Genomic DNA, 19,194 nt, shown 5'->3' with positions numbered 1-19,194 from the left:
CGGCGAAGGTGTGGCGCTGGCCTTGATTGTGGCACAGGCGCCGTGCGGGGAATCAGCGCAGCAGATGCACGGCGATGGCCAGCATGCACAGGCCGACCAGGACGTCGAGCACGCGCCAGGCCCGCGGGCTGGCAAACAAAGGTTGCAGCAGCCGGGCGCCGTAGCCAAGCGCGAAGAAGAAACAGAAAGATGCCGTCATGGCGCCGGCGGCGAACTCGGCCTTGCGGCCATCGTACTGCGTGGCGATGGAGCCCATCAGCACCACGGTGTCCAGATAGACGTGCGGGTTGAGCCAGGTGAAGGCCAGGCAGGCGGCCAGGGTCGTCCTCAGGGGGGCGCGCGCGCCCGGGGCGGCCGCCGGGGCAAGGCTGGCATGCTGGGCGCCCAGGGCCGAGCGCAGGCTGCGCGCGGCATAGACGAGCAGGAACAGGGCGCCGCCATAGCGCATGAGCGGCTCCAGCCAGGGCAGGTGGCGGCTTGCCCCGCCAAACCCCGCCACGCCGGCGGCGATGAGCAGCGCATCCGAGATGGCGCAGCACAGGCAGACCGCCAGGACATGTTCGCGGCGCAGCCCCTGGCGCAGGACAAAGGCATTTTGCGCGCCGATGGCGAGGATCAGGCTAAGGCTGAGCAGAAAGCCGGGAACAAAGGCGGCGGTCATGAAACAGGCGAGATCCGGGAAAAGGGCGACACTCTAGCCGCCGCGCCGGTATAAGAGAAGGGCGGATTGCTTAAGGCGGATTAGGAGTCGTAATCCCGCGCGGGCCGGCGGGGGGATCCCCAGCCGGTTTGCGGGTAAGCTTGCAACTGGCGCCGGCCCAGGCGCCTTTGCTCATGGAGTCGCGATGAAGATACAGTCCATGGCCCGGCGAGGGCTGGCGGTGGCGGCCTTGGCCATGACGGGGCCGCTGTTCGCGCAAGGCACGCTCGCCGAGGCCGACAAGCAATTCCTGGAACGCGCCATCCAGGGCGGCCATGCCGAAGTCGCTGGCGGCAAGCTGGCCGTGGCCACCTCGCCCAGCGACGGCGTCAAGCAGTTCGGCCAACGCATGATCGCCGACCATACGCGCCTGACGGACGAGCTGCTTGCGCTGGCCCGCCAAAAAGGCCTGCAGCCGCCGGATGACTTGTCATTCGCCCAGAAGGGCAAGCTGGCCGTCATCGCCTCGGAAAGCGGCGCCGATTTCGACAAAGCCTATATCGACCAGGTGGCCGTGGCCGCTCACGAAGACGCGATCAAGCTCTTCCAGCAGACCGAGGCGCAGGGCAGGGATGCCGACGTCAAGGCCTTTATCGCCAAGGCCTTGCCTGTCCTGCAAGAGCATCTGGACATGGCGCGCCAATTGCAGGGGCCGCGGCCCAAGTGATGGCCGCGCCGCGGCGGCCCGCCGTGCCGGCCGGCACGGCGAGGGTCCGGCCGCAGCCGCCCGCTGCCCACCGTCTCCCCTGACGCCGGGAAGGTCGTCCCACGGCGGGGCGTGGGCGCGCGCCCGCGCCCATAGGCTTGCCGCCGCCGGCGTCCACCGGGCCTAGGGGGAAACCCCCGGTTGTTGTCCCGGACAGCCTGCTCCTAAAATTGGCGCCAATTTGTGTGATTATTTTGAGCTGCCCCGCGCCCGCGCCGTGTTGGCGCGGGCGATTCTGTTCCCGAGGAATCCATGTCTGAAGTCAATGCCACCGAGGCCGCCGCGGCCGTGAATGACCGGGCTCGCGCCATCTACGACCTGGGTCACAGCACGATTTTCGCGGCGCGCACCGATCCGCGTTTTTCGTACTGCATGTATGTGCCGCCGCATCTGGACCAGGCCCGCCGGCCCATGGAACTGGTGGTGATCGTGCACGGCACGGGCCGCGCCTTTGTCGAGTACCGCGACGCCTTCGCCGAATTCGCGCGCTGGAATGATTGCATCGTGCTCTGCCCGCTCTTTCCCGTGGGCGTGCGCGGCGATGGCAACCGCGATGGCTTCAAGCATCTAGCCGAGGGCGACATCCGCTATGACGAGGTGCTGCTGGACATCGTCGACGAAGTGGGCGGGAAGTTCGGCCTGGATGTGTCGCGGTTTGGTCTGTTCGGCTTTTCGGGCGGCGGCCAGTTTGTCAACCGCTTCACGCTGCTGCATCCGCAGCGCTTGTGGGGCGTGTCGATCGGCGCGCCGGGTTCGGTCACGCTGCTGGACACCGAGCGGGACTGGTGGGTGGGGGTGCGCGACATGAAGGCGCGCTTCGGCCGCGACCTGGACATCGAGGCGCTGCGCCGGGTCGCTGTGCATATGGTGGTGGGCAAGGCCGACCTGGAGACCTGGGAAATCACCCACAAAGAGGGCGGCAAGTTCTATATGCCCGGCGCCAACGACGCCGGGCGCAATCGTCCCGAGCGCCTGCAGGCGCTCAAGCGTTCCTTCGAGCAGGCTGGCGTCAAGGTCACGCTGGACATGGTGGACAACGTCCCGCACGACGGCCTGAAGTGCGTCGGCGAGGTCCAGGACTTCTTCGCTCGTGTCCTGCGCGACAAGCGCGGCGACAAATCCTGATCCGGAGACCGCGATGCTGCGCTTTGCGCTTTCACGTATCGTCATGGCCATCCCCACGCTGCTTATCGTGGCGGTGGCCGTGTTCGTCCTCATCCGGCTGATTCCGGGCGACCCGGCCCAGCTGCTGCTGGGCGACCTCGCCACGCCGGCCTCGCTGGCGGACCTGCGGGCCCGCCTGGGCCTGGACCAGAGCTGGCCGGTGCAGTTCGGTATCTGGTTCAACAACATGCTGCATGGCGATCTGGGCCAGTCCATCAACACCGGCCAGCCGGTGCTGGGCCTGGTGTGGGAGCGTTTTCTGGTCAGCGCGCGCGTGGTCATCGCGGCCGTCCTGTTCGCCACCCTGGTCGCGGTGCCGGCCGGCATGATCGCCGCCTGGAAGCAGAACAAGGCACCCGACCTGTTCCTGGTCAGCGCGGCGACCCTGCTGGTGTCCATCCCGACCTTCTGGCTGGGCCTGCTGTTGCTGCTGTTCTTCGGCTTGAAGCTGCAATGGCTGCCCGTGGTCGGCTATGTCTCGATCAGCACCGACTGGAAGGCCGGCCTGCTGTACCTGGTCATGCCGGTGTTGACGCTGTTCCTGCACGAGATCGGCGTGCTCATGCGCATGGCCCGCGCCAGCACGCTGGAGGTGCTGCGCCTGGACTACATCACCCATGCGCGCGCCAAGGGCCTGTCCGAGTCGGCGGTCCTGATCCATCACGCCTTCCGCAATTCCTTCGGGCCCACGTGGACGCTGATCGGCCTAGTGCTGGGCAATCTGCTGGGCGGCATCGCCGTGGTCGAAACCGTGTTCACCATCCCCGGCCTGGGCCGGCTGCTGGTGGACGCCATCTTCGCCCGCGACTATCCCGTGATCCAGGGCTGCCTGCTCTTCGTGGCCGTGACCTATGTGATCGTCAACCTCGTGGTGGATCTGTGCTATCCGCTCTTTGACCCCAGAGTGACCGCAGAATGAAGAAATCCCTAGCCGCCAATGCCTGGGTGGGCGGAGCCATCGTGGCTGTCATGGTGACGGCCGCCATCATGGGCGCCGTCTGGACGCCCTATGACCCGCTCAAGATCAACTTTCTTGCCCGCTTGAAGCCGCCGGGCGCCGAATTCCTCCTGGGCACCGACGAGTTCGGCCGCGATGTGTTGTCGCGCCTGCTGGCCGGCGCGGCCAGCAGCGTCTGGATCAGCGTCCTGACCGTGGGCTTTGCCATTGTCGCCGGCACGGCGATCGGCATCGTCACCGGTTATGTGCGCGGCTGGACCGACCGCATCATCATGGCGTTCAACAATGCGCTGTTGGCCTTTCCGGGCCTGTTGCTGGCGCTGGGCCTGCTGGCCGTGGTGGGGGCCAACAAGTACGGCATCATCCTGGCGCTGGGCATGGCCTATACGCCTTCGGTGACCCGCATCGTGCGGGGCACGGTGCTGTCGCTGCGCGAGAAAGAGTTCATCGAGTCCTCGCGCGTGCTGGGCAATTCCGAGCTGTACACCATGTTCCGCCATGTCCTGCCCAATTGCGTGGCGCCCTTGACGGTGCTGGCCACCTCGATGTTCGGCTGGGTCATCCTGGCCGAGAGCGCGCTGTCCTTCCTGGGCCTGGGCGTGCCGCCGCCTGCGCCCACCTGGGGCAATATGCTGGCCTCGGCGCGTCCCTTCATGGCGCAAGCCGCCTATCTGTCCATCTTCCCCGGGGTGTGCATCGCCCTGGCGCTGCTGGGCATCAACCTGTTGGGCGACGCCATCCGCGACCGCCTGGATCCGCGCATGAGGGGATCGCGATGAGCGCCTTGGTATCGGTTTCCCATCTTTCCCTCACGGTCGGCCGCGGCGGGCGCGAGATCGTCAGCGATGTGTCCTTCGAGGTCGCGCCTGGCGAGATGGTCGGCATCGTCGGCGAGTCGGGCAGCGGCAAGACGCAGGCCGCGCGCGCCATCCTGGGCCTGACGCCGCAGCCGCTCGTGGTCAGCGGCGGCCAGATCCTGTTCGAGGGGCGGGACATCGTGAAGGCCAGCCAGCCGGAACTGCGCAAGCTGCGCGGCGCGCGCATCGGCATGGTGTTCCAGGAGCCCATGACCTCGCTGAATCCGTCCATGCCCATCGGCCGCCAGCTGGATGAGGGCCTGGCCCTGCACCGCAAGGATCTCAAGCCCGAAGCGCGGCGCGAGCGCATCCTGGAGATGCTGCGGCGTGTCGGCATCCGCGATCCCAAGGCCGCGATGACGGCCTGGCCGCATGAATTCTCCGGCGGCATGCGCCAGCGCATGATGCTGGCCTCGGTGATGCTGCTGGAGCCGGCGTTGCTGCTGGCCGACGAGCCGACCACCGCGCTGGATGCGGTCGTGCAGCGCGATGTGCTGGAGCTCATGGTGGACCTGACGCGCGAGCACAATACCGCCGTGCTGATGATCAGCCATGACCTGCCCATGGTGGCGCGCTACACCGAGCGCATGGTGGTGATGCGCCACGGCAAGGTGGTCGAGACCGGCCGCACCGAAGCCATCCTGGCGAGTCCGCGCGAGGACTACACGCGCAAGCTGCTCGATGCCATGCCGCGCCGCTTGGCCGCGCGTCCGCCGATGGTCGCGCCGCCCATTGTCGAAGTCAGGAGCCTGGTGGTCGACTATCGCGGCCATCAACGCCTGTTGTCGCGCACGGCGGGCAAGCGGGCCCTGTCGGGCATCGACCTGCAAGTGCGTCCGCGCGAGGTGGTGGCGGTCGTGGGCGGCTCGGGTTCGGGCAAGACCACGCTGGGCCGCGCCATCGCCGGCCTGCTGGCGCCGACTTCGGGCGAGATCCTGTTCCGGGGCCAGCCGGTCAGCCGGCGGTCGGCCGCCTGGGCCGACTATCGGCTGAATTGCCAAATGGTGTTCCAGGATCCGTATTCTTCGCTCAATCCGCGCATGACCATAGGCCAACTGGTGGGCGAAGGGCTGCGCCTGGTGCGGGACATGAGCGAGCGCGACAAGCAGCGGCGGGTCGACGAGGTGCTGGCCGAGGTCGGCCTGGGCTCCGAGTACGCGGCGCGCTATCCGCACGAGTTGTCGGGCGGGCAGCGGCAGCGCGTGGCGATCGCGCGCGCGGTCGTGCGGCGCCCCGCCTTCGTCATCGCCGATGAGCCGGTATCGGCCCTGGATGTCACGGTGCGGGCCCAGGTGCTGGACCTGTTCGCCGACCTGCAAGAGAGGCATGGTTTCTCCTGCCTGTTCATCAGCCATGACCTGGGCGTGGTGGAGCAAGTGGCCGACCGCGTGATCGTGATGCGCGACGGCGCCATCGTGGAGCAGGGCCGGCGCGACGACGTATTCGACCATCCGCGCGAGGCGTACACGCGCACGCTGCTGCGCGCGATTCCGGCGCTGGAGCCGGTGCAGAGCGGCGGGGTGCGGCTGCGCTGGCGGCTGGACGGCGAAATACCCGAGGCCGCGCAGGCCTGAAAAGCGGGTGCGGGGCCTGCCCGGACAGGTGTTGAGCGGGCGGGCTTTTGCATAAAATGACTGGTTTCGACACGCGGGAGCGATTCAATGCCCAAGGTGGCAGCCACGCAGCCGACCCTGGCCGACCGGATCGCCCGGGACATTCAGTCCGGGGTGTATGGGCCCGGGGCCTGGCTCAAGCAGATCGATTTGCAGGAGCGCTACGGCGCCAAGCGCCTGGACGTGCGGCGCGCGCTCGACCATCTGGCTGGCAAGCGGGTGATTTCGCACATTCCCAACCGGGGCTACCACGTGTATGTGCCGGATCCCGAACTGCGCGACCAGGTCCGCGATATCCGCGTCATTCTCGAGACCGGCGCCGCGGCCGACCTCATGCTGCATGTCACGCCGGCCAAGCTGCGCGCCCTGCGCGTCCTGGCCGAACGGTTTGCCGACATGCTCGACGACGGCACGCTGATGGAGCAATACGAGGTCAATCTGGCCTTCCATGCGGCGCTCTACGATATGTGCGCCAACCGCGAGCTGGTGGCCCTCATCCACGAGATGCGCGGCCGTTCGCCATCGGCGCCCAGCGCGGAATGGGTCACACGCTCGCGCGTCGAACAGTCCGCCCGCGAACACTTCGAAATCGTCGACGCCGTCGAGGCGGGCGACCTCAAGCGCCTGCAGAAAATCATCACCGTGCACATCCGCCAGGACATTTCCTGAGTCGGCCCGGCGGGGCAGGGATACTCCCGATGGTGTCCGTGTCCCGCCGCCGCATAATAGTCACTGTTATTGGCGCCAATTTATGTACCAATGGCGTCCGCCAGGAGCTTTCATGACCTTGATCTCTCGCCACCTGAGCGCGCTGGGCGCCGCCCTGGCGTTTGCCGGCGCCGCGCAGGCCGCCACCCTGACCATCGCCGAACCGGCCGATATCCGTTCCACCAATCCGGGCGTCAACCGCGACAACACCACGGATGGCGTGGTGCTCAACATGGTCGAAGGCCTGGTGGGCTATCGCGAGGACGGCAGTGTGGGGCCGCTGCTGGCCAAGTCCGTGGAGGTATCCGAAGATGGGCGGGTCTATACCTTCAAGCTGCGCGAAGGCGTCAAGTTCCACAATGGCGCGACGCTGACCTCGGCCGACGTGCTGTGGAACTGGCAGCGCTATATGGATCCCAAGACGGATTGGCGCTGCCGAGGCGATTTTGACGGCCGCAATGACCTGAAGGTCACCGACGTCAGCGCGCCGGACGCGCACACGGTGGTCATGGCCATCAGCCATAAATCGGCCATCTTCCTGGATTCGCTGGCCCGCACCGATTGCGGCATGACGGCCATCGTGCACAAGGATTCGGTCAAGGCCGACGGCAGCTGGGACAAGCCCATCGGCACCGGGCCGTTCAAGTTCCGCGAATGGAAGCGCGGCGAATACACCCTGCTCGATGCGTTCAAGGAATACCAGTCGCCGCCCGGCGACAAGCCCGACGGCTATGTGGGCCGCAAGCGCCCGCTGGTCGACCAGGTGAAGTTCCTCGTGGTGCCGGATCCTTCCACGGCCAAGGCCGGATTGCTTTCCGGCGCCGTGGACGCCAGCCAGATCACCAACAGCGATGCCGGCCAGTTGCGCGCCAATCCCAAGCTGCACGTCTTTGTGCCGCACGACGCCACCAAGCACGTGCTGTTGCTGCAGACGCGCGATCCGCTGCTCAAGAATGTGAAGCTGCGCCAGGCCATCGCCGCGGCGCTGGATGTGCCGCAGATCGTGCAGGCCGCCTCCGAAGGCCTGGGCACGCTGAACAACTCGGCCGTGCCGGCCGGATCGGCCTACTACACGCAGGCGCAGAAGCGCAGTTATGCCTACGACCCGGCGCGCACGCAGCAGCTGCTCAAGGAGGCCGGCTACAAGGGCGAGCCCATCGTCATCTACGCCAACAAACGGGCCCACGTGCCCAGCTACCAGATCGCCGTGATGGCCCAGGCCATGCTGCAGGCCGCCGGCATCAATGCGCAGATCGAGGTGATCGAATGGGCCACGCAGCTGGACCGCTACAACTCGGGCAAATACCAGATCAGTTCTTTCAGCTATTCGTCGCGCCTGGATCCGGCCCTGAGCTATGAACAATTCGCCGGCAACAAGGACAAGCAGCCGCGCAAGGTCTGGGAAGATCCCAAGGCGCTGGCGCTGATCGACGCCAGCTTTCTGGAGTCCGATCCCGCCAAGCGCCAGGCGCTGTTCGACGAGCTGCACGGGCTGATGCTTGAGCAGGTGCCGCTGATCATCTTCTTCAACGGCGCCGACGCCTGGGCCGTGAACAAGCGCGTCAGCGGTTTCTCGGCTTGGGAAGGCAAGCCGCTGGCCTGGGAAGCCGCCATCCAGTGATGTCGCATGGCGGGCCCCGGCCCGGCCCCGGCCGGGCTTGACCTTTATCAAGGTCCGCCGCGGCCTTCCTGACTACCATGGGTTTGTCGCGGCTTCCCCGAACCGGTCGCGACAATTCGCAATAGGAACCTCGAGTTGGCCCTGGAGGCTTGCCTCCAGGGCATTTTTTTGGTCCGGCGGCATGGCTTATAGTGACACAACAGGGTCCATGCGAGATGCCATGCTGATCAATCTGCTGTTGCTCCTGGCCTGCCTGCTGGCCATTATTTCGCTGGTGCAGGCGGTGGCCGCGAGGCTGGTGCTGCCCGAGGCCAGCATGCTCTGCCTGGTCGGCATAGGCATGGCGGGGCTCTATGCCTGGCTTACCGCCTCGGCGCCTCACGAGCAGCGCCTGTTCTTCGATCCCATCATCGCGCCCGCGCTGCCCGCCCAGGCCTATCTCTGGATTTTCCTGCCGCCCCTGTTGTTCCAGGCGGCGCTGGCCGTGGATGTGCGCGAACTGCTGGACGATGTCGCGCCCGTGCTCCTGCTGGCCGTGGTGGCGGTGTTTGTCTCCACCGCCGTGGTCGGCCTGGCCGTGGCCTGGCTGGGCGCGGGCGGGCTGGCTGCCGGCCTTCTGCTGGGCGCGGTCATCGCCACCACCGACCCTTCCGCGGTGATCGCCATCTTCGAGCGCGTGGGCGCGCCGGCCAGGCTCACCCGCCTGGTCGAAGGCGAAAGCCTGCTCAACGACGCGGCGGCCATCGCCATCTCCACCGTGCTGGTGGCCTATCTGACGGGCGACGCGGCCACGGCCACGCCGCTGGCCGGTCTCAAGCAACTGGCATGGACTTTTCTCGGCGGCCTGGTGTTCGGTGGCCTGGCCGGCCGGCTGGGGGTCGGCTGCTTTCCTTTCATGGGCGCGCGCGGCAAGGCCGAGATCGCCTTGAGCCTGGCCTTGCCTTACCCGGTGTATCTCGTGGCGGACCACTACCTGGGCGTGTCCGGCGTGGTGGCCGTGGTGGCCGCCGGCCTGGTGGTCAGCGGCATGGCGCCCACGCGGCTGCCGCCCGTGCTCTGGGGCCATATGCGCATTGTGTGGGACCAGGCGGCCGCGATCGCCGGCGCGGCGGTGTATCTGCTGGCCGCGCTGCGCATCCCCTATCTGCTGGAAGGCGCCACGCTGCGCGACCTGCTGGTCCTGCCCATCGTGGTCTTGGCCGCCCTGGGCGCGCGCATGATGGTGCTCTTCGGCCTGTTTCCCCTGCTCAGCCGCTACAAGTTGGCCGAGCCCATCAGTTCGGCCTACAAACTGGCGATCACCTGGGGCGGGCTGCGCGGGGCTGTCACCCTGGTGCTGGCGCTGGGGATCGCCGAATCGGCGCAACTGCCCGCCGAAACCCGGCATTTCATTGCCATCCTGGCGACCGGCTTCGTGCTGTTCAGCCTCTTCGTCAATGGATCGACGCTCAGCAAGGTCATCCAGATGCTGGGGCTGAGCCGGCTGTCGCCGCAAGACGAGGCCTTGCAGCAGCAGGCTTTGCGCCTATCGGCCGAAGAGGTGGGCCGGGCCGTGCAGGCCGCCGCCACGGCGTTTCGCATCGATGCCAAGGTGGCCGACGCGGTCAGCGCCGAGTACCGGCGCGACATGGACCTCAGCGCCGCGGCGCTGGACTTGGACAGCGCCATCTCTGAGCGCGACCGCCTGTCCATCGGCCTGGTCGCCCTGGCGGCCAAGGAGCATGACCTGATCACCCAATATGGCGAAGGCGTGCTGACCGTGGCCAACCTGGACACCATGATGCGCAATGCCAGCCTGATGCGCGATGCGGCGCGCAGCGAAGGCCGGCTGGGTTACAACCGCGCCGCGCGCCGTATCCTGGCCACGACCTGGGTCGACCGCCTGGTGCGCTGGCTGCATGAGCGGCTGCATATCGACTATCCGCTCATCTATCGCCTGAGCAACCGCTTCGAACTCCTGATGTGCCGCCGCGCGGTGCTTGAGCAGCTGCGCAACTATGTCCGCCAGAGCATGGTGCCGCTATTGGGCTCACGCATGGGCGACGTGCTGCAGAACGTGCTGCAGACGCGCATCGATTCGGCCAACGCCGCGCTGACCGAACTGCGCACGCATTACGGCCAGTACACGGCGGTGCTGGAGCGGCGGCTGTTGGTGCTGTATGCGCTGCGCGATGGCCGGGAGCAGATGGAGCGCATGATGGCGGAGCATTCGATTTCCAAAGAGGTCTACGACTGGGTGATGCGCGAAATCGACCAGGCCTGGAAGAAAGGCATACGCCGCCCGCGGTTGCACGGGCACCATGGCGGCCCGGCGCGCTCCTGAGCGCGGTCAGCGCGGGGCCAGGGCGGCGACCTTGGCCGGCATGGAGTCGAGCACGCGCTGCACCAGGCCGGCATGGCCTTGCGGGTCGTCCTCGCGCGAGACGATCTGCACCACCGCCAGCCGGGGCCCGGAGCCCGCCAGCAGGCTGGTGTTCAGCGTGGGCGTGCCGGCGAAACTGCCTTTGGCGTCGATGCGGCGCAGGCCCAGGGCGCCGGCGCGCAGCGTGTCTTCGCCCAAGGGTTGGTAGTCCGCCGAAGCCTGTTTCTGCTGGCTGACATAACCCTGGGCCGCGCCGCTCAGGAACACCTTGTCGTCGTCGGTGGCGGCCACCCCGCCGGGCGTGGGGGCTTCGCTCACCACGACGACTTGCCGCGCATCGGTATTGATGAAGAGCCGCCCGCTGGCGCCCGCGGTGCCGTCCTCGGGGCGGCCGGGCGGCAGATCGCTGGCGGTGAAACCGGCGGGCAGATCGAACTTGAGCTTGCCCTGCAGCAGGCTGACGGCCTGGGGCGGCGCCGCGGGCGCGGCTTCCTGGGCCTGGACGCCCAGCGCGCATAGCATCAAGGCCAGGCTGGTGAGCAGACGGCGGTACATGGCAGTCTCCGAGTCGTCGGACAGGCCCTCATGCTACACGCCGCGGCCCGTCCGGGCCGTGACAAGATCTGTCTCGGGGGACAGATCTCAAGGTACGATGGACAGGCCGATGCGGAACTGCGATTCGTTGCGCTGGTTGTAGCCCAGCAGGGTTTCGCCGTAGCCGTTGAAGTACTGCAGGTGCAGATAGCCGTTCATGTCCAGGAAGGTGCGCTTGAGCGGCCAGCTGAAGTCGAGCTGGGTGGTGCGCCGCCGGCTGTCGCCCTGGCGGTACATGGCCGAGACGACCGCGCCGCCGTCCTGCTCCCAGCGCAGCTTCCAGTCCACATGCCCGGCATAGTCCGCATAGTCGCTGTTTTCGCTGGCCACGCCAAAATAGGCGCGCACGCGCGGCGAGAAGGACAGGGTGCTGCCCCCGCCCAGGCGGTAATAGAGCGCCGGCTCGACATAGACGTCGTTGATCGACCGCGAATCGTCGCCGTCCTTGCCATTGGAGCGGTGTTCGACACCGGTATTGACGCCCGCGCGCCACTTCGCATCCGCGGAGGACCACAGGCGATCGGATTTCCAGAACAGGCTGGGATTGAAAGTGGTGTCGATGAAAGGCATCGAATCGCCTTGCAGATCCCACAGCGAGGTCTGGGTGTATCCCAGGTAGAAGTTCTCGAACCAGCGCGGGTCACGGCCATCGGCCGGGCTGAAGAGCCGGTACTTGGCGCTCAACTGGAAGCGCGCGGTGGTGCGTCCCCGCCAGCCGATGTCGAAATACATGGGTTCATAGGCCGATATCGCGCTGCGGAAACTGTCAAAGCCCGAGGTCTGCGTGGCGATTTGCTCGCGCGCCACGCTGTCGGGCGCCGGCCCCCCCTGCGGCGAGGCCCCGGCGGCCAGCACGGCCGCCTCGGGAAGGGGCTGGCCGCTGCGCGGATCGGTCACGGGGACATCGGCCGATTGGCTGGCCAGCGTGCCGCTTTCGCGTCCGGTGGCGTCCAGCGCCATGAGGGCCGGCTCGCCCTCGATGCTGACGGCCTGCAGGCCGCGGGCCGAGACCGGGACCACGGCCGCCCAGGACAGGCGCGCGAAATTATTGACCGGCACGCTCAAGGCCGAAGGGTCTCCCTCCAGCCGGGCGAAGGTGCGCACGACCTGGCCTTGCGGATCGCGCCATTGCAGGACCAGGCGCGCGGGCGGCTGCCACTGCGCCAGGCTGTTGCCGTCATTGAAGTAGACGGCCTCGATGCGCACGGTGTCGCCGGGCGCCGCGGAGGGGCGGTCCAGCCGATAGGAAACGCCTGCAGCGGCGGGCAGGCAGGCGGCCAGGAGGCCGGCCAGCGCGAGGGCGCGCAGGGCGCCCGGGGCAGTCGCATGGGACATGGCTTGAGATGGCAATAGTGACGGGGCAATTTAGCATTTTGTCCCGCGCAATGTTCAACCGCCGTGTGCCGCGCGCAACCGCATGTAATGTGCCGGTCACACCTCGAATCGTATGCCCTGGGCCAGCGGCAGCCCGCTGGAATAATTAATGGTGTTGGTGGCGCGGCGCATATAGTTTTTCCAGGCGTCGGAACCCGATTCCCGGCCGCCTCCGGTTTCTTTTTCGCCGCCGAAAGCCCCGCCTATCTCCGCGCCCGAGGTGCCGATGTTGACGTTGGCTATCCCGCAATCCGAGCCGGCCAGGAAAGCCTCGGCCTCGCGCAAGCTGTTGGTGAAGATGGCCGAAGACAGCCCCTGGGGCACATCATTGTTCATGGCCAGCGCTTCGCCGAGATCGCGGTAGCGCATGACGTACAGAATGGGCGCGAAGGTCTCATGGCGCACCACGTCGGTCTGTCCGGGCATTTCGGCCAGGGCGGGGCGCACATACCAGGCTTCGGGATAGCGGTCGGCCAACAGGCGCTCGCCGCCGGTCACCCGCCCGCCTTGCTCCCGGGCCGCGACCAGGGCGGCTTCCAGGGAGTCATAGGCCTGGTGATCGATCAGCGGGCCGACCAGGGTCCGCGGCTGCAGCGGATCGCCCACCGTGACGCTCGCATAGGCCTGCCTGAGCCTTGCCACCAGGGTGTCGGCGATGTCTTCGTGCACGATCAGCCGGCGCGTGCTGGTGCAGCGCTGCCCCGCTGTCCCGATGGCGCCGAACACAATGCCGCGCAGGGCGAGATCCAGGTCGGCGCTGGGCGTGGCAATGACGGCATTGTTGCCGCCCAGCTCGAGCAGGGCGCGGCCGAAGCGCTGCATCACGCGAGGGCCGAGATGGCGGCCCATGCGCGTCGAACCGGTCGCCGACACCAGCGCGACCGCATGCGCATCGGCCAGCGCTTCGCCCAGCTCCCGTCCGCCCAGCAACACCTCGGACAGGCCCGGGGGCGCATCGCCGAAAGCCTGCAGGGCGCGGCCCAGCAGGGCCTGGCAGGCCAGCGCGGTCAAGGGCGTCTTTTCGGAGGGTTTCCAGACAACGGCATTGCCGCAGACCAGGGCCAGGGCGGCGTTCCACGACCAGACCGCGACCGGGAAGTTGAAGGCGCTGATCACACCCACCACCCCCAGGGGATGCCAGGTTTCCATCATCCGGTGGCCGGGCCGCTCCGATGCGATGGTCAACCCATGCAGCTGGCGCGACAGGCCGACCGAAAAGTCGCAGATGTCTATCATTTCCTGGACTTCGCCCTCGCCCTCGGCGAGGATTTTCCCGGTCTCCAGCGTGACCAGCCGGCCAAGCTGCGCCTTGTGCCGGCGCAACTGCTCGGCGAACAGCCGCAGCAAGTCCCCCCGGCGCGGCGCGGGCACGGCGCGCCAGGCCAGGCTGGCATGCCGGGCGCGCGTGATGGCCGCATGGGCCTGGGAAACGGTGTGGGCGGGCAGCTGGGCCAGCACGGCGCCGTCGATGGGGCTGCGGCTTTGCATATTGCCCTGCGTCATCGAGCCGGGATCGAGGCCGAGTTCGCGCAAGAGGCTGGATAGGGTGTCCATGTCGGCTCCGGCGATAGGGATGGGATTCCACGATAAAGCCAAAGCGGAGGGGGCGCGCAACGGGTTACAATGCCGCGCGCCGTCCGTGGCCCAGCCGGATGGCGTATCCGCCTCCCCGGCGGGCGCTCACGGTCATATCCGGATTGATAGAATTGCGTGTCCGGCGCCCGGGTGTTTCATCGCTATGCGACGGTAGCTCAGTTGGATAGAGCAACAGCCTTCTAAGCTGTGGGTCACAGGTTCGATTCCTGTCCGTCGCGCACTTCTCTCTCACTCAACGGATGCCGCCAGGCGGCGCTTGGCCGCTTCGACCGAGAAGGCCGCGGGCAACGCAACGCCGTTTTTGACCGCCAGGATCTCCGCCATGATGCTTACCGCGATCTCCGCCGGCGTCTTGCTGCCGATATAGATGCCGACCGGCGCATGCAGCCGCTCCAGGGATGCGGCGGTCTCGCCGAAATGATCGATAAACCGTTGCCTGCGGCTGCTTGTGTTGCGCAGCGAGCCGATGGCGCCCACATAGAAAGCGGGGCTGTGCAGCGCTTCCAGCAGCGCGAGATCGTCCAGCTTGGGGTCGTGGCTCAGGGCGACGACGCAGGTGCGCCTGTCGGGAGCCAGGGCGAGCACGGCATCATCGGGCATTTCCTGGGTGACATGCACGCCCGGTACGGACCAGTTCCCCAGGTGTTCCTTTCGTGGATCGCAGACCGTCACGGAAAAGTCGTTGAACAGGGCCATGGTGGCCAGGTATTCCGCCAGGATGCCGGCACCGATGAGCAGCATCCGGTACTGCGGCCCCAGCGTACAGCACAGCGTCACCCCGTCGAACCGCGCGGCCTCCGGAGCCGACACGGGCGTCAGTGTCACCGCTCCCGTGGCCACGCAGACGCTGCGTTGGACGAGTTGGCCCGATTCCAGCAGCCCTACCAGGGCATCAAGCGTCTCGAAATCGGGCTGGAACTCCAGCAGGAGCTCCAGCGTGCCGCCGCAGGGCAGCCCGAAGCGGTGCGCTTCGTCGGCCGTGACCCCATAGCGCACCCGTTGCGGACTGGCTTGCGCCATGGCGCCGCCGCCATAGGCGCGGGTATACCGGTGAATCAGATCGTCCTCAATACAGCCGCCGGAAACGGAGCCCACGCAGCGTCCGTCTTCGCGCAGCGCCATCATGGAACCGACCGGACGCGGAGAGGCTCCCCAGGTCTTGACCACGGTGGCCAGCAATAGCCGGTGTCCAGCGGCATGCCAGGCCCGGGCTTCGCGCAAGACACGGACGTCAGCAGTTTCCACGCCACTCTCCTGAGCCGGGCAGGCGGGCCGACAGCATGGCCTCGGCCCGCGCCAGATCGTCCTGCGTGTCGATGTCCAGGGTGATTCCCGGATCGTCCAGATGCAGCACTTGTACATCGTCCCGCTGCCGATAGACCCGCACGATGGCGGCCGCTCCCCTGTCCCCGCCCAGGGCCATCAGCGCCTCGCCGCATTCGCTGCGGAATCCCACAGGATGCCCCGGCTGGCCGTTGTAGGACGGGACGGCCACGGGCTTGGCGGCCAGGGCCCGCGCAACCTCAAGCAGGCTGCCTGGGTCGATAAGCGGCAAATCGCCGGGCAGGATCAGCCAGCCCGCCGCGTCCTGGGTCGCGGCGACCCCTCTGGCAATGGAGTCGCCCATGCCGCCGGCCGGGCAAGCGCCTTCTGGCCGGACCACGTGGCAGGGCAGGCCGGACCCGGCGACGGCGCCAAGGACACGCTCCAGCACGGGCAGCCCCGCCAGCATGGCGTCGAGCTTATGCATCGCGCCGCCCGACTGCTTGAAACGCTCGCCCCGGCCGGCGGCCAATACGATGACGGTGGGCGGTTGCATGGGCATGGTGTCAAGCGACCCGGCGAACGGGCAGGTCGCGGATCCGTTTGCCGGTGGCGGCGAATATCGCATTGCATAGCGCGGGTGCCACGGGCGGGACCGGCGGCTCGCCCACGCCGCCGGGAGGCAGGGCATGGTCGTCATTGACCAGGTGTGTCCGTATTACCCGCGGCGACGCATCGTGGCGCAGCACTTCATAATCGTGGAAGTTGCTTTGCTTGACGCGCCCCTTTTCAAACGTGATCTCGCTGGCGAGCGCGAGGCTCAGGCCCATGATGGCGCCGCCTTCCATTTGCGCGCGGATACGCTCGGGGTTGATCTGCGGGCCGCAGTCCATCGCCATGTCCACCGAAACGACCCGCAGCCCGCCTTTCTCGTCCACGGCCACTTCGACCACAGTGGCGGTGTAGCTCATGAAGCTGTAGCAAAAGGCCAGGCCGAGGCCATGGCCTTTGGGCAGCGTCCTGCCCCAATCCGCGCCTTTGCACGCAGCCTCGATCACGCCGCGCAGGCGGCCCGTGTCGTAAGGGTAGCGCTCGGGGGATTCCGAATAGTTCCAGGTATCGGCCAGCGTGCCCGGGTCGATCCGACGCGCCGGGCCAATAAGGTCGAGCGCAAAATCCCTGGGATCCTTGCCCGCCTTGTGGGCCAGCTCGTCAATGAAGCACTGGGCCGCGAAGGCATGGGGGATGTTGGCCACCGAGCGGAACCACCCGATGCGGGCGTGGGCCGCCACTTCGGCGGTTTCCACCTGGACGTTCGGAATGCGGTAGGGCATGTTGATGGCCGACATGGCCGACTCGAACATCTGCTGGCCCTTTGCGCCCTCGGAGAACAGAGAAGCGATGGTGGGGGCGGCGCTGCGGTGCAGCCAGGATTGGACCTGCCCGTTCTTGTCGAGGACGGCCTCGAGGCGTTCGACCGACACGGTATGCAGGTAGTCATGATGGATGTCGTCTTCGCGCGTCCATACCAGCTTGACCGGCGTGCCTTCGGGCATGGCGCGGGCGATGATCGCGGCCTCGTCCACGAAGTCGGGCTTGGACTTGCGCCCGAACCCGCCGCCCAGTAGCAAGACATTGACCTTGACGTCGGCCGGTTCGAGTTTCAGGCGGGCCGCCACGGCATCCCGGGCCGCGGCGGGGTTCTGCACAGAGGTCCAGACTTCGGCCTTGCCTGCCTTGATCTGGACGGTCGCCACGGGCGGCTCCATCGACGCATGGGCCAGATGGGGGATGTAGTACTCCGCGGCCAGGCGCTCGGCTTCGGACGCCCGGCCCCAGGTCTGCGCCGCATCGCCCTGCTTGCGCATGGTCTTGCCGGGCTGGCGCGCCGCCGTTTCCAGCGTCTGGCGGTAGGCGGTCGAGTCGTAGCCGGCATTGGGGCCATCGTCCCATTCGATTTCCAGCGCATCGCGGCCCTGGCGGGCCGCCCAGGTGTTGCGCGCGACGACGGCGACGCCGCCCAGCGGCTGAAACGCCGGCGCGCCCTGCATCGGAGGGATTTCCACGACCTTCAGCACGCCTGGAAGCGCCAGGGCCTTGCTGCTGTCGAAGCGGCGCAGCTTGCCGCCGACGACAGGGGGGCGCGCCACCACGGCATACACCATGCCGGGCAGGCGCACGTCCATGCCGTAGGTGGCTTGGCCCTTCCCGATCGCTTCCAGGTCCACCAGGCGGACCTTGTCCTTCCCGATGTAGCGGAACTCGGCCCGCTCCTTGAGTTTGAGCGCCTCGCCCTTGGGGACCGGCTGCCTGGCCGCATCGGCGGCCAGCTCGCCATAAGCCAGACGGCGTCCCGACGGCAGATGCAAGACCTCATGCTGCACGGCCTTGACCTCGGCGACAGGAACGGCCCACCGCGCCGCCGCCGCGGCTTCCAGCATCTGCCGGGCCGCCGCGCCGGCACGCCGCATCGGCATCAGGAAGTGGCGGACGCTGCGCGAGCCGTCCACGTTCTGATTGCCATAGCGCGCCTCGTCGGCTGGCGCCTGTATCACTTTGACGCGGTCCCAGCGCGCCTCCATCTCGTCGGCCACGACCATGGGCAGGCTGGTGCGCACCCCCGTGCCCATCTCAGCGCGGTGCGCCACAATCGTGACCGTCCCGTCGGCGGCGATGCTGACGAAGACCAGCGGATCGTCGACGGTGCCGCCGGGCATGCTGTCGGCCCCGTACTTGCGGGCGGCCGTCTCCGCGGCCCAGACGGTCGTGATCAACCCCTTGGACGTGACGGCCAGGGTAAGCGCGCCCAGGCCGCCCTGGAGAAAGCTGCGCCGGGAAAATCGGGCGGTGTCCATTATTGCTTTCCTCCCTGGGCCAGGATCTGTGCGGCCTGGTGAATGGCGGCACGGATGCGGGGATAGGTGCCGCAGCGGCAGAGATTGCCGCTCATGGCGTCCTCGATGTCTTGATCCGTCGGCTGGGCGGTGGTTTTGAGCAGGCTCACCGCCGTCATGATCTGTCCTGCCTGGCAGTAGCCGCACTGGGCGACATTCTGCGCGATCCAGGCTTGCTGCACCGCCTGGCCCACGGGGTCCGCCGCGACTCCCTCGATCGTGGTGATGGCGCGGCCGGCGGCGGCCGAGAGGGGGGTGACGCAGGCGCGAACGGGCGCGCCATCCATGTGCACGGTACAGGCGCCGCACAATGCCATGCCGCATCCGAACTTGGTGCCGGTCATGCCGAGCTCGTCCCTCAGGGTCCAGAGCAAGGGCGTTTCGCCCGGCACGTCGACATCCTTCGCCTGGCCGTTGATGTGAAGTTGGGTCATAGCGGAATCCTCGGGAGGGCGCGCAGGACAGGCGGGGCCTGCCCCGGACGTGGGGAGACGGCTTATTTATATCGGAATTTTGTCTAAAAAATCCAAAAAGATCCGATTCCTTTTGCGGCATTCGCCAGTTTCGGATCGACCACGAAACAGAAACACGTCGCGGCAGTCGATGAAATTGCGCGGATATTCGACCGGCGGGCGATCTGATAGCCCCGGCGCGGAGGCGTGGCTTCCAGGGGAGGATATAAACCGTCCGGCAACGACCGCGAAAAGGGCGTGTCCGGTTTGGAGGCGTCCGTGGAAGTGAAGGCGATGCGGTTTTCAACAGCCCGCTCAGCGCCGGACCGCCG

At 67.4% G+C, this 19,194-nt stretch carries 16 protein-coding genes and 1 tRNA gene; 9 read left to right on the top strand and 8 right to left on the bottom strand.

Going from position 1 to position 19,194, the window contains the following annotated elements:
* Nucleotides 1-52: 52 nt before the first annotated feature.
* Entirely contained in the window at nucleotides 53-661 is a 609-nt protein-coding gene (locus AXA74_RS02850) for a LysE/ArgO family amino acid transporter (RefSeq protein WP_029579135.1), read from the bottom strand.
* Nucleotides 662-845: 184 nt separating this feature from the next.
* Here AXA74_RS02850 and AXA74_RS02845 point away from each other — a divergent pair, with 184 nt between their 5' ends.
* From AXA74_RS02845 to AXA74_RS02810, 8 genes are all read left to right on the top strand, one after another.
* Nucleotides 846-1,367 (top strand): DUF4142 domain-containing protein, encoded by a 522-nt coding sequence (locus AXA74_RS02845; protein ID WP_029579136.1) that lies wholly within the window; start codon nucleotides 846-848, stop codon nucleotides 1,365-1,367.
* Between the two features lie 291 nt (nucleotides 1,368-1,658).
* Entirely contained in the window at nucleotides 1,659-2,531 is an 873-nt protein-coding gene (locus tag AXA74_RS02840) for a hydrolase (protein WP_032978750.1), read from the top strand.
* A 13-nt stretch (nucleotides 2,532-2,544) separates the two neighbouring features.
* Nucleotides 2,545-3,489, top strand: a complete 945-nt coding sequence (locus AXA74_RS02835) for an ABC transporter permease (RefSeq protein ID WP_029579138.1) — start codon at nucleotides 2,545-2,547, stop codon at nucleotides 3,487-3,489.
* Nucleotides 3,486-4,307 (top strand): ABC transporter permease, encoded by an 822-nt coding sequence (locus AXA74_RS02830; protein WP_029579139.1) that lies wholly within the window; start codon nucleotides 3,486-3,488, stop codon nucleotides 4,305-4,307. Before AXA74_RS02835 ends, AXA74_RS02830 begins: the two co-directional genes overlap by 4 nt.
* Entirely contained in the window at nucleotides 4,304-5,959 is a 1,656-nt protein-coding gene (locus AXA74_RS02825) for an ABC transporter ATP-binding protein (RefSeq protein WP_029579140.1), read from the top strand. Before AXA74_RS02830 ends, AXA74_RS02825 begins: the two co-directional genes overlap by 4 nt.
* A gap of 87 nt (nucleotides 5,960-6,046) precedes the next feature.
* Nucleotides 6,047-6,667, top strand: coding sequence for a GntR family transcriptional regulator (locus AXA74_RS02820; protein WP_029579141.1), 621 nt, complete (start codon nucleotides 6,047-6,049; stop codon nucleotides 6,665-6,667).
* A 112-nt stretch (nucleotides 6,668-6,779) separates the two neighbouring features.
* Nucleotides 6,780-8,327 (top strand): ABC transporter substrate-binding protein, encoded by a 1,548-nt coding sequence (locus tag AXA74_RS02815; RefSeq protein WP_029579142.1) that lies wholly within the window; start codon nucleotides 6,780-6,782, stop codon nucleotides 8,325-8,327.
* A 220-nt stretch (nucleotides 8,328-8,547) separates the two neighbouring features.
* The gene (locus AXA74_RS02810; protein WP_197723098.1) at nucleotides 8,548-10,650 is read left to right on the top strand and encodes a cation:proton antiporter; all 2,103 of its coding nucleotides are present in this window, start codon (nucleotides 8,548-8,550) and stop codon (nucleotides 10,648-10,650) included.
* Between the two features lie 6 nt (nucleotides 10,651-10,656).
* On the opposite strand, the gene AXA74_RS02805 is transcribed toward AXA74_RS02810, so the two are convergent.
* The 3 genes from AXA74_RS02805 to amaB form a co-directional block, all read right to left on the bottom strand.
* Nucleotides 10,657-11,244 (bottom strand): hypothetical protein, encoded by a 588-nt coding sequence (locus tag AXA74_RS02805; RefSeq protein ID WP_032978744.1) that lies wholly within the window; start codon nucleotides 11,242-11,244, stop codon nucleotides 10,657-10,659.
* 87 nt (nucleotides 11,245-11,331) lie between these two features.
* Nucleotides 11,332-12,618 (bottom strand): phospholipase A, encoded by a 1,287-nt coding sequence (locus AXA74_RS02800; RefSeq protein WP_032954964.1) that lies wholly within the window; start codon nucleotides 12,616-12,618, stop codon nucleotides 11,332-11,334.
* 96 nt (nucleotides 12,619-12,714) lie between these two features.
* Complete coding sequence (gene amaB, locus AXA74_RS02795; RefSeq protein WP_032971078.1) at nucleotides 12,715-14,211, bottom strand: L-piperidine-6-carboxylate dehydrogenase; 1,497 nt, start codon at nucleotides 14,209-14,211, stop codon at nucleotides 12,715-12,717.
* 186 nt (nucleotides 14,212-14,397) lie between these two features.
* On the opposite strand from amaB, the gene AXA74_RS02790 reads away from it, so the two are divergent.
* A tRNA-Arg gene (locus tag AXA74_RS02790) sits at nucleotides 14,398-14,471 on the top strand.
* A 10-nt stretch (nucleotides 14,472-14,481) separates the two neighbouring features.
* Here the strand turns inward: AXA74_RS02790 and AXA74_RS02785 are convergent.
* Genes AXA74_RS02785 through AXA74_RS02770 form a run of 4 tightly spaced genes read right to left on the bottom strand, consistent with a single transcriptional unit; the run spans nucleotide 14,482 to nucleotide 18,844 of the window.
* Nucleotides 14,482-15,498: an XdhC family protein gene (locus tag AXA74_RS02785; protein ID WP_029579147.1), complete on the bottom strand. Its 1,017-nt coding sequence runs from the start codon at nucleotides 15,496-15,498 to the stop codon at nucleotides 14,482-14,484.
* Entirely contained in the window at nucleotides 15,485-16,072 is a 588-nt protein-coding gene (locus AXA74_RS02780; protein WP_312026060.1) for a nucleotidyltransferase family protein, read from the bottom strand. The genes AXA74_RS02785 and AXA74_RS02780 overlap by 14 nt, the downstream gene beginning before the upstream one ends.
* A 10-nt stretch (nucleotides 16,073-16,082) precedes the next feature.
* A complete protein-coding gene (locus AXA74_RS02775) occupies nucleotides 16,083-18,371 on the bottom strand; it encodes a xanthine dehydrogenase family protein molybdopterin-binding subunit (RefSeq protein WP_032954965.1) in 2,289 nt (762 codons plus the stop codon).
* A complete protein-coding gene (locus AXA74_RS02770) occupies nucleotides 18,371-18,844 on the bottom strand; it encodes a (2Fe-2S)-binding protein (RefSeq protein WP_032978738.1) in 474 nt (157 codons plus the stop codon). The genes AXA74_RS02775 and AXA74_RS02770 overlap by 1 nt, the downstream gene beginning before the upstream one ends.
* Between the last annotated feature and the right edge of the window lie 350 nt (nucleotides 18,845-19,194).

Origin of the sequence: Bordetella hinzii LMG 13501, assembly GCF_001548475.1 — a bacterium.
Lineage (GTDB): Bacteria > Pseudomonadota > Gammaproteobacteria > Burkholderiales > Burkholderiaceae_B > Bordetella > Bordetella hinzii.
The sequence above is the reverse complement of the archived record's forward strand: the minus strand, read 5'-3'. Positions and strand labels throughout refer to the sequence as shown.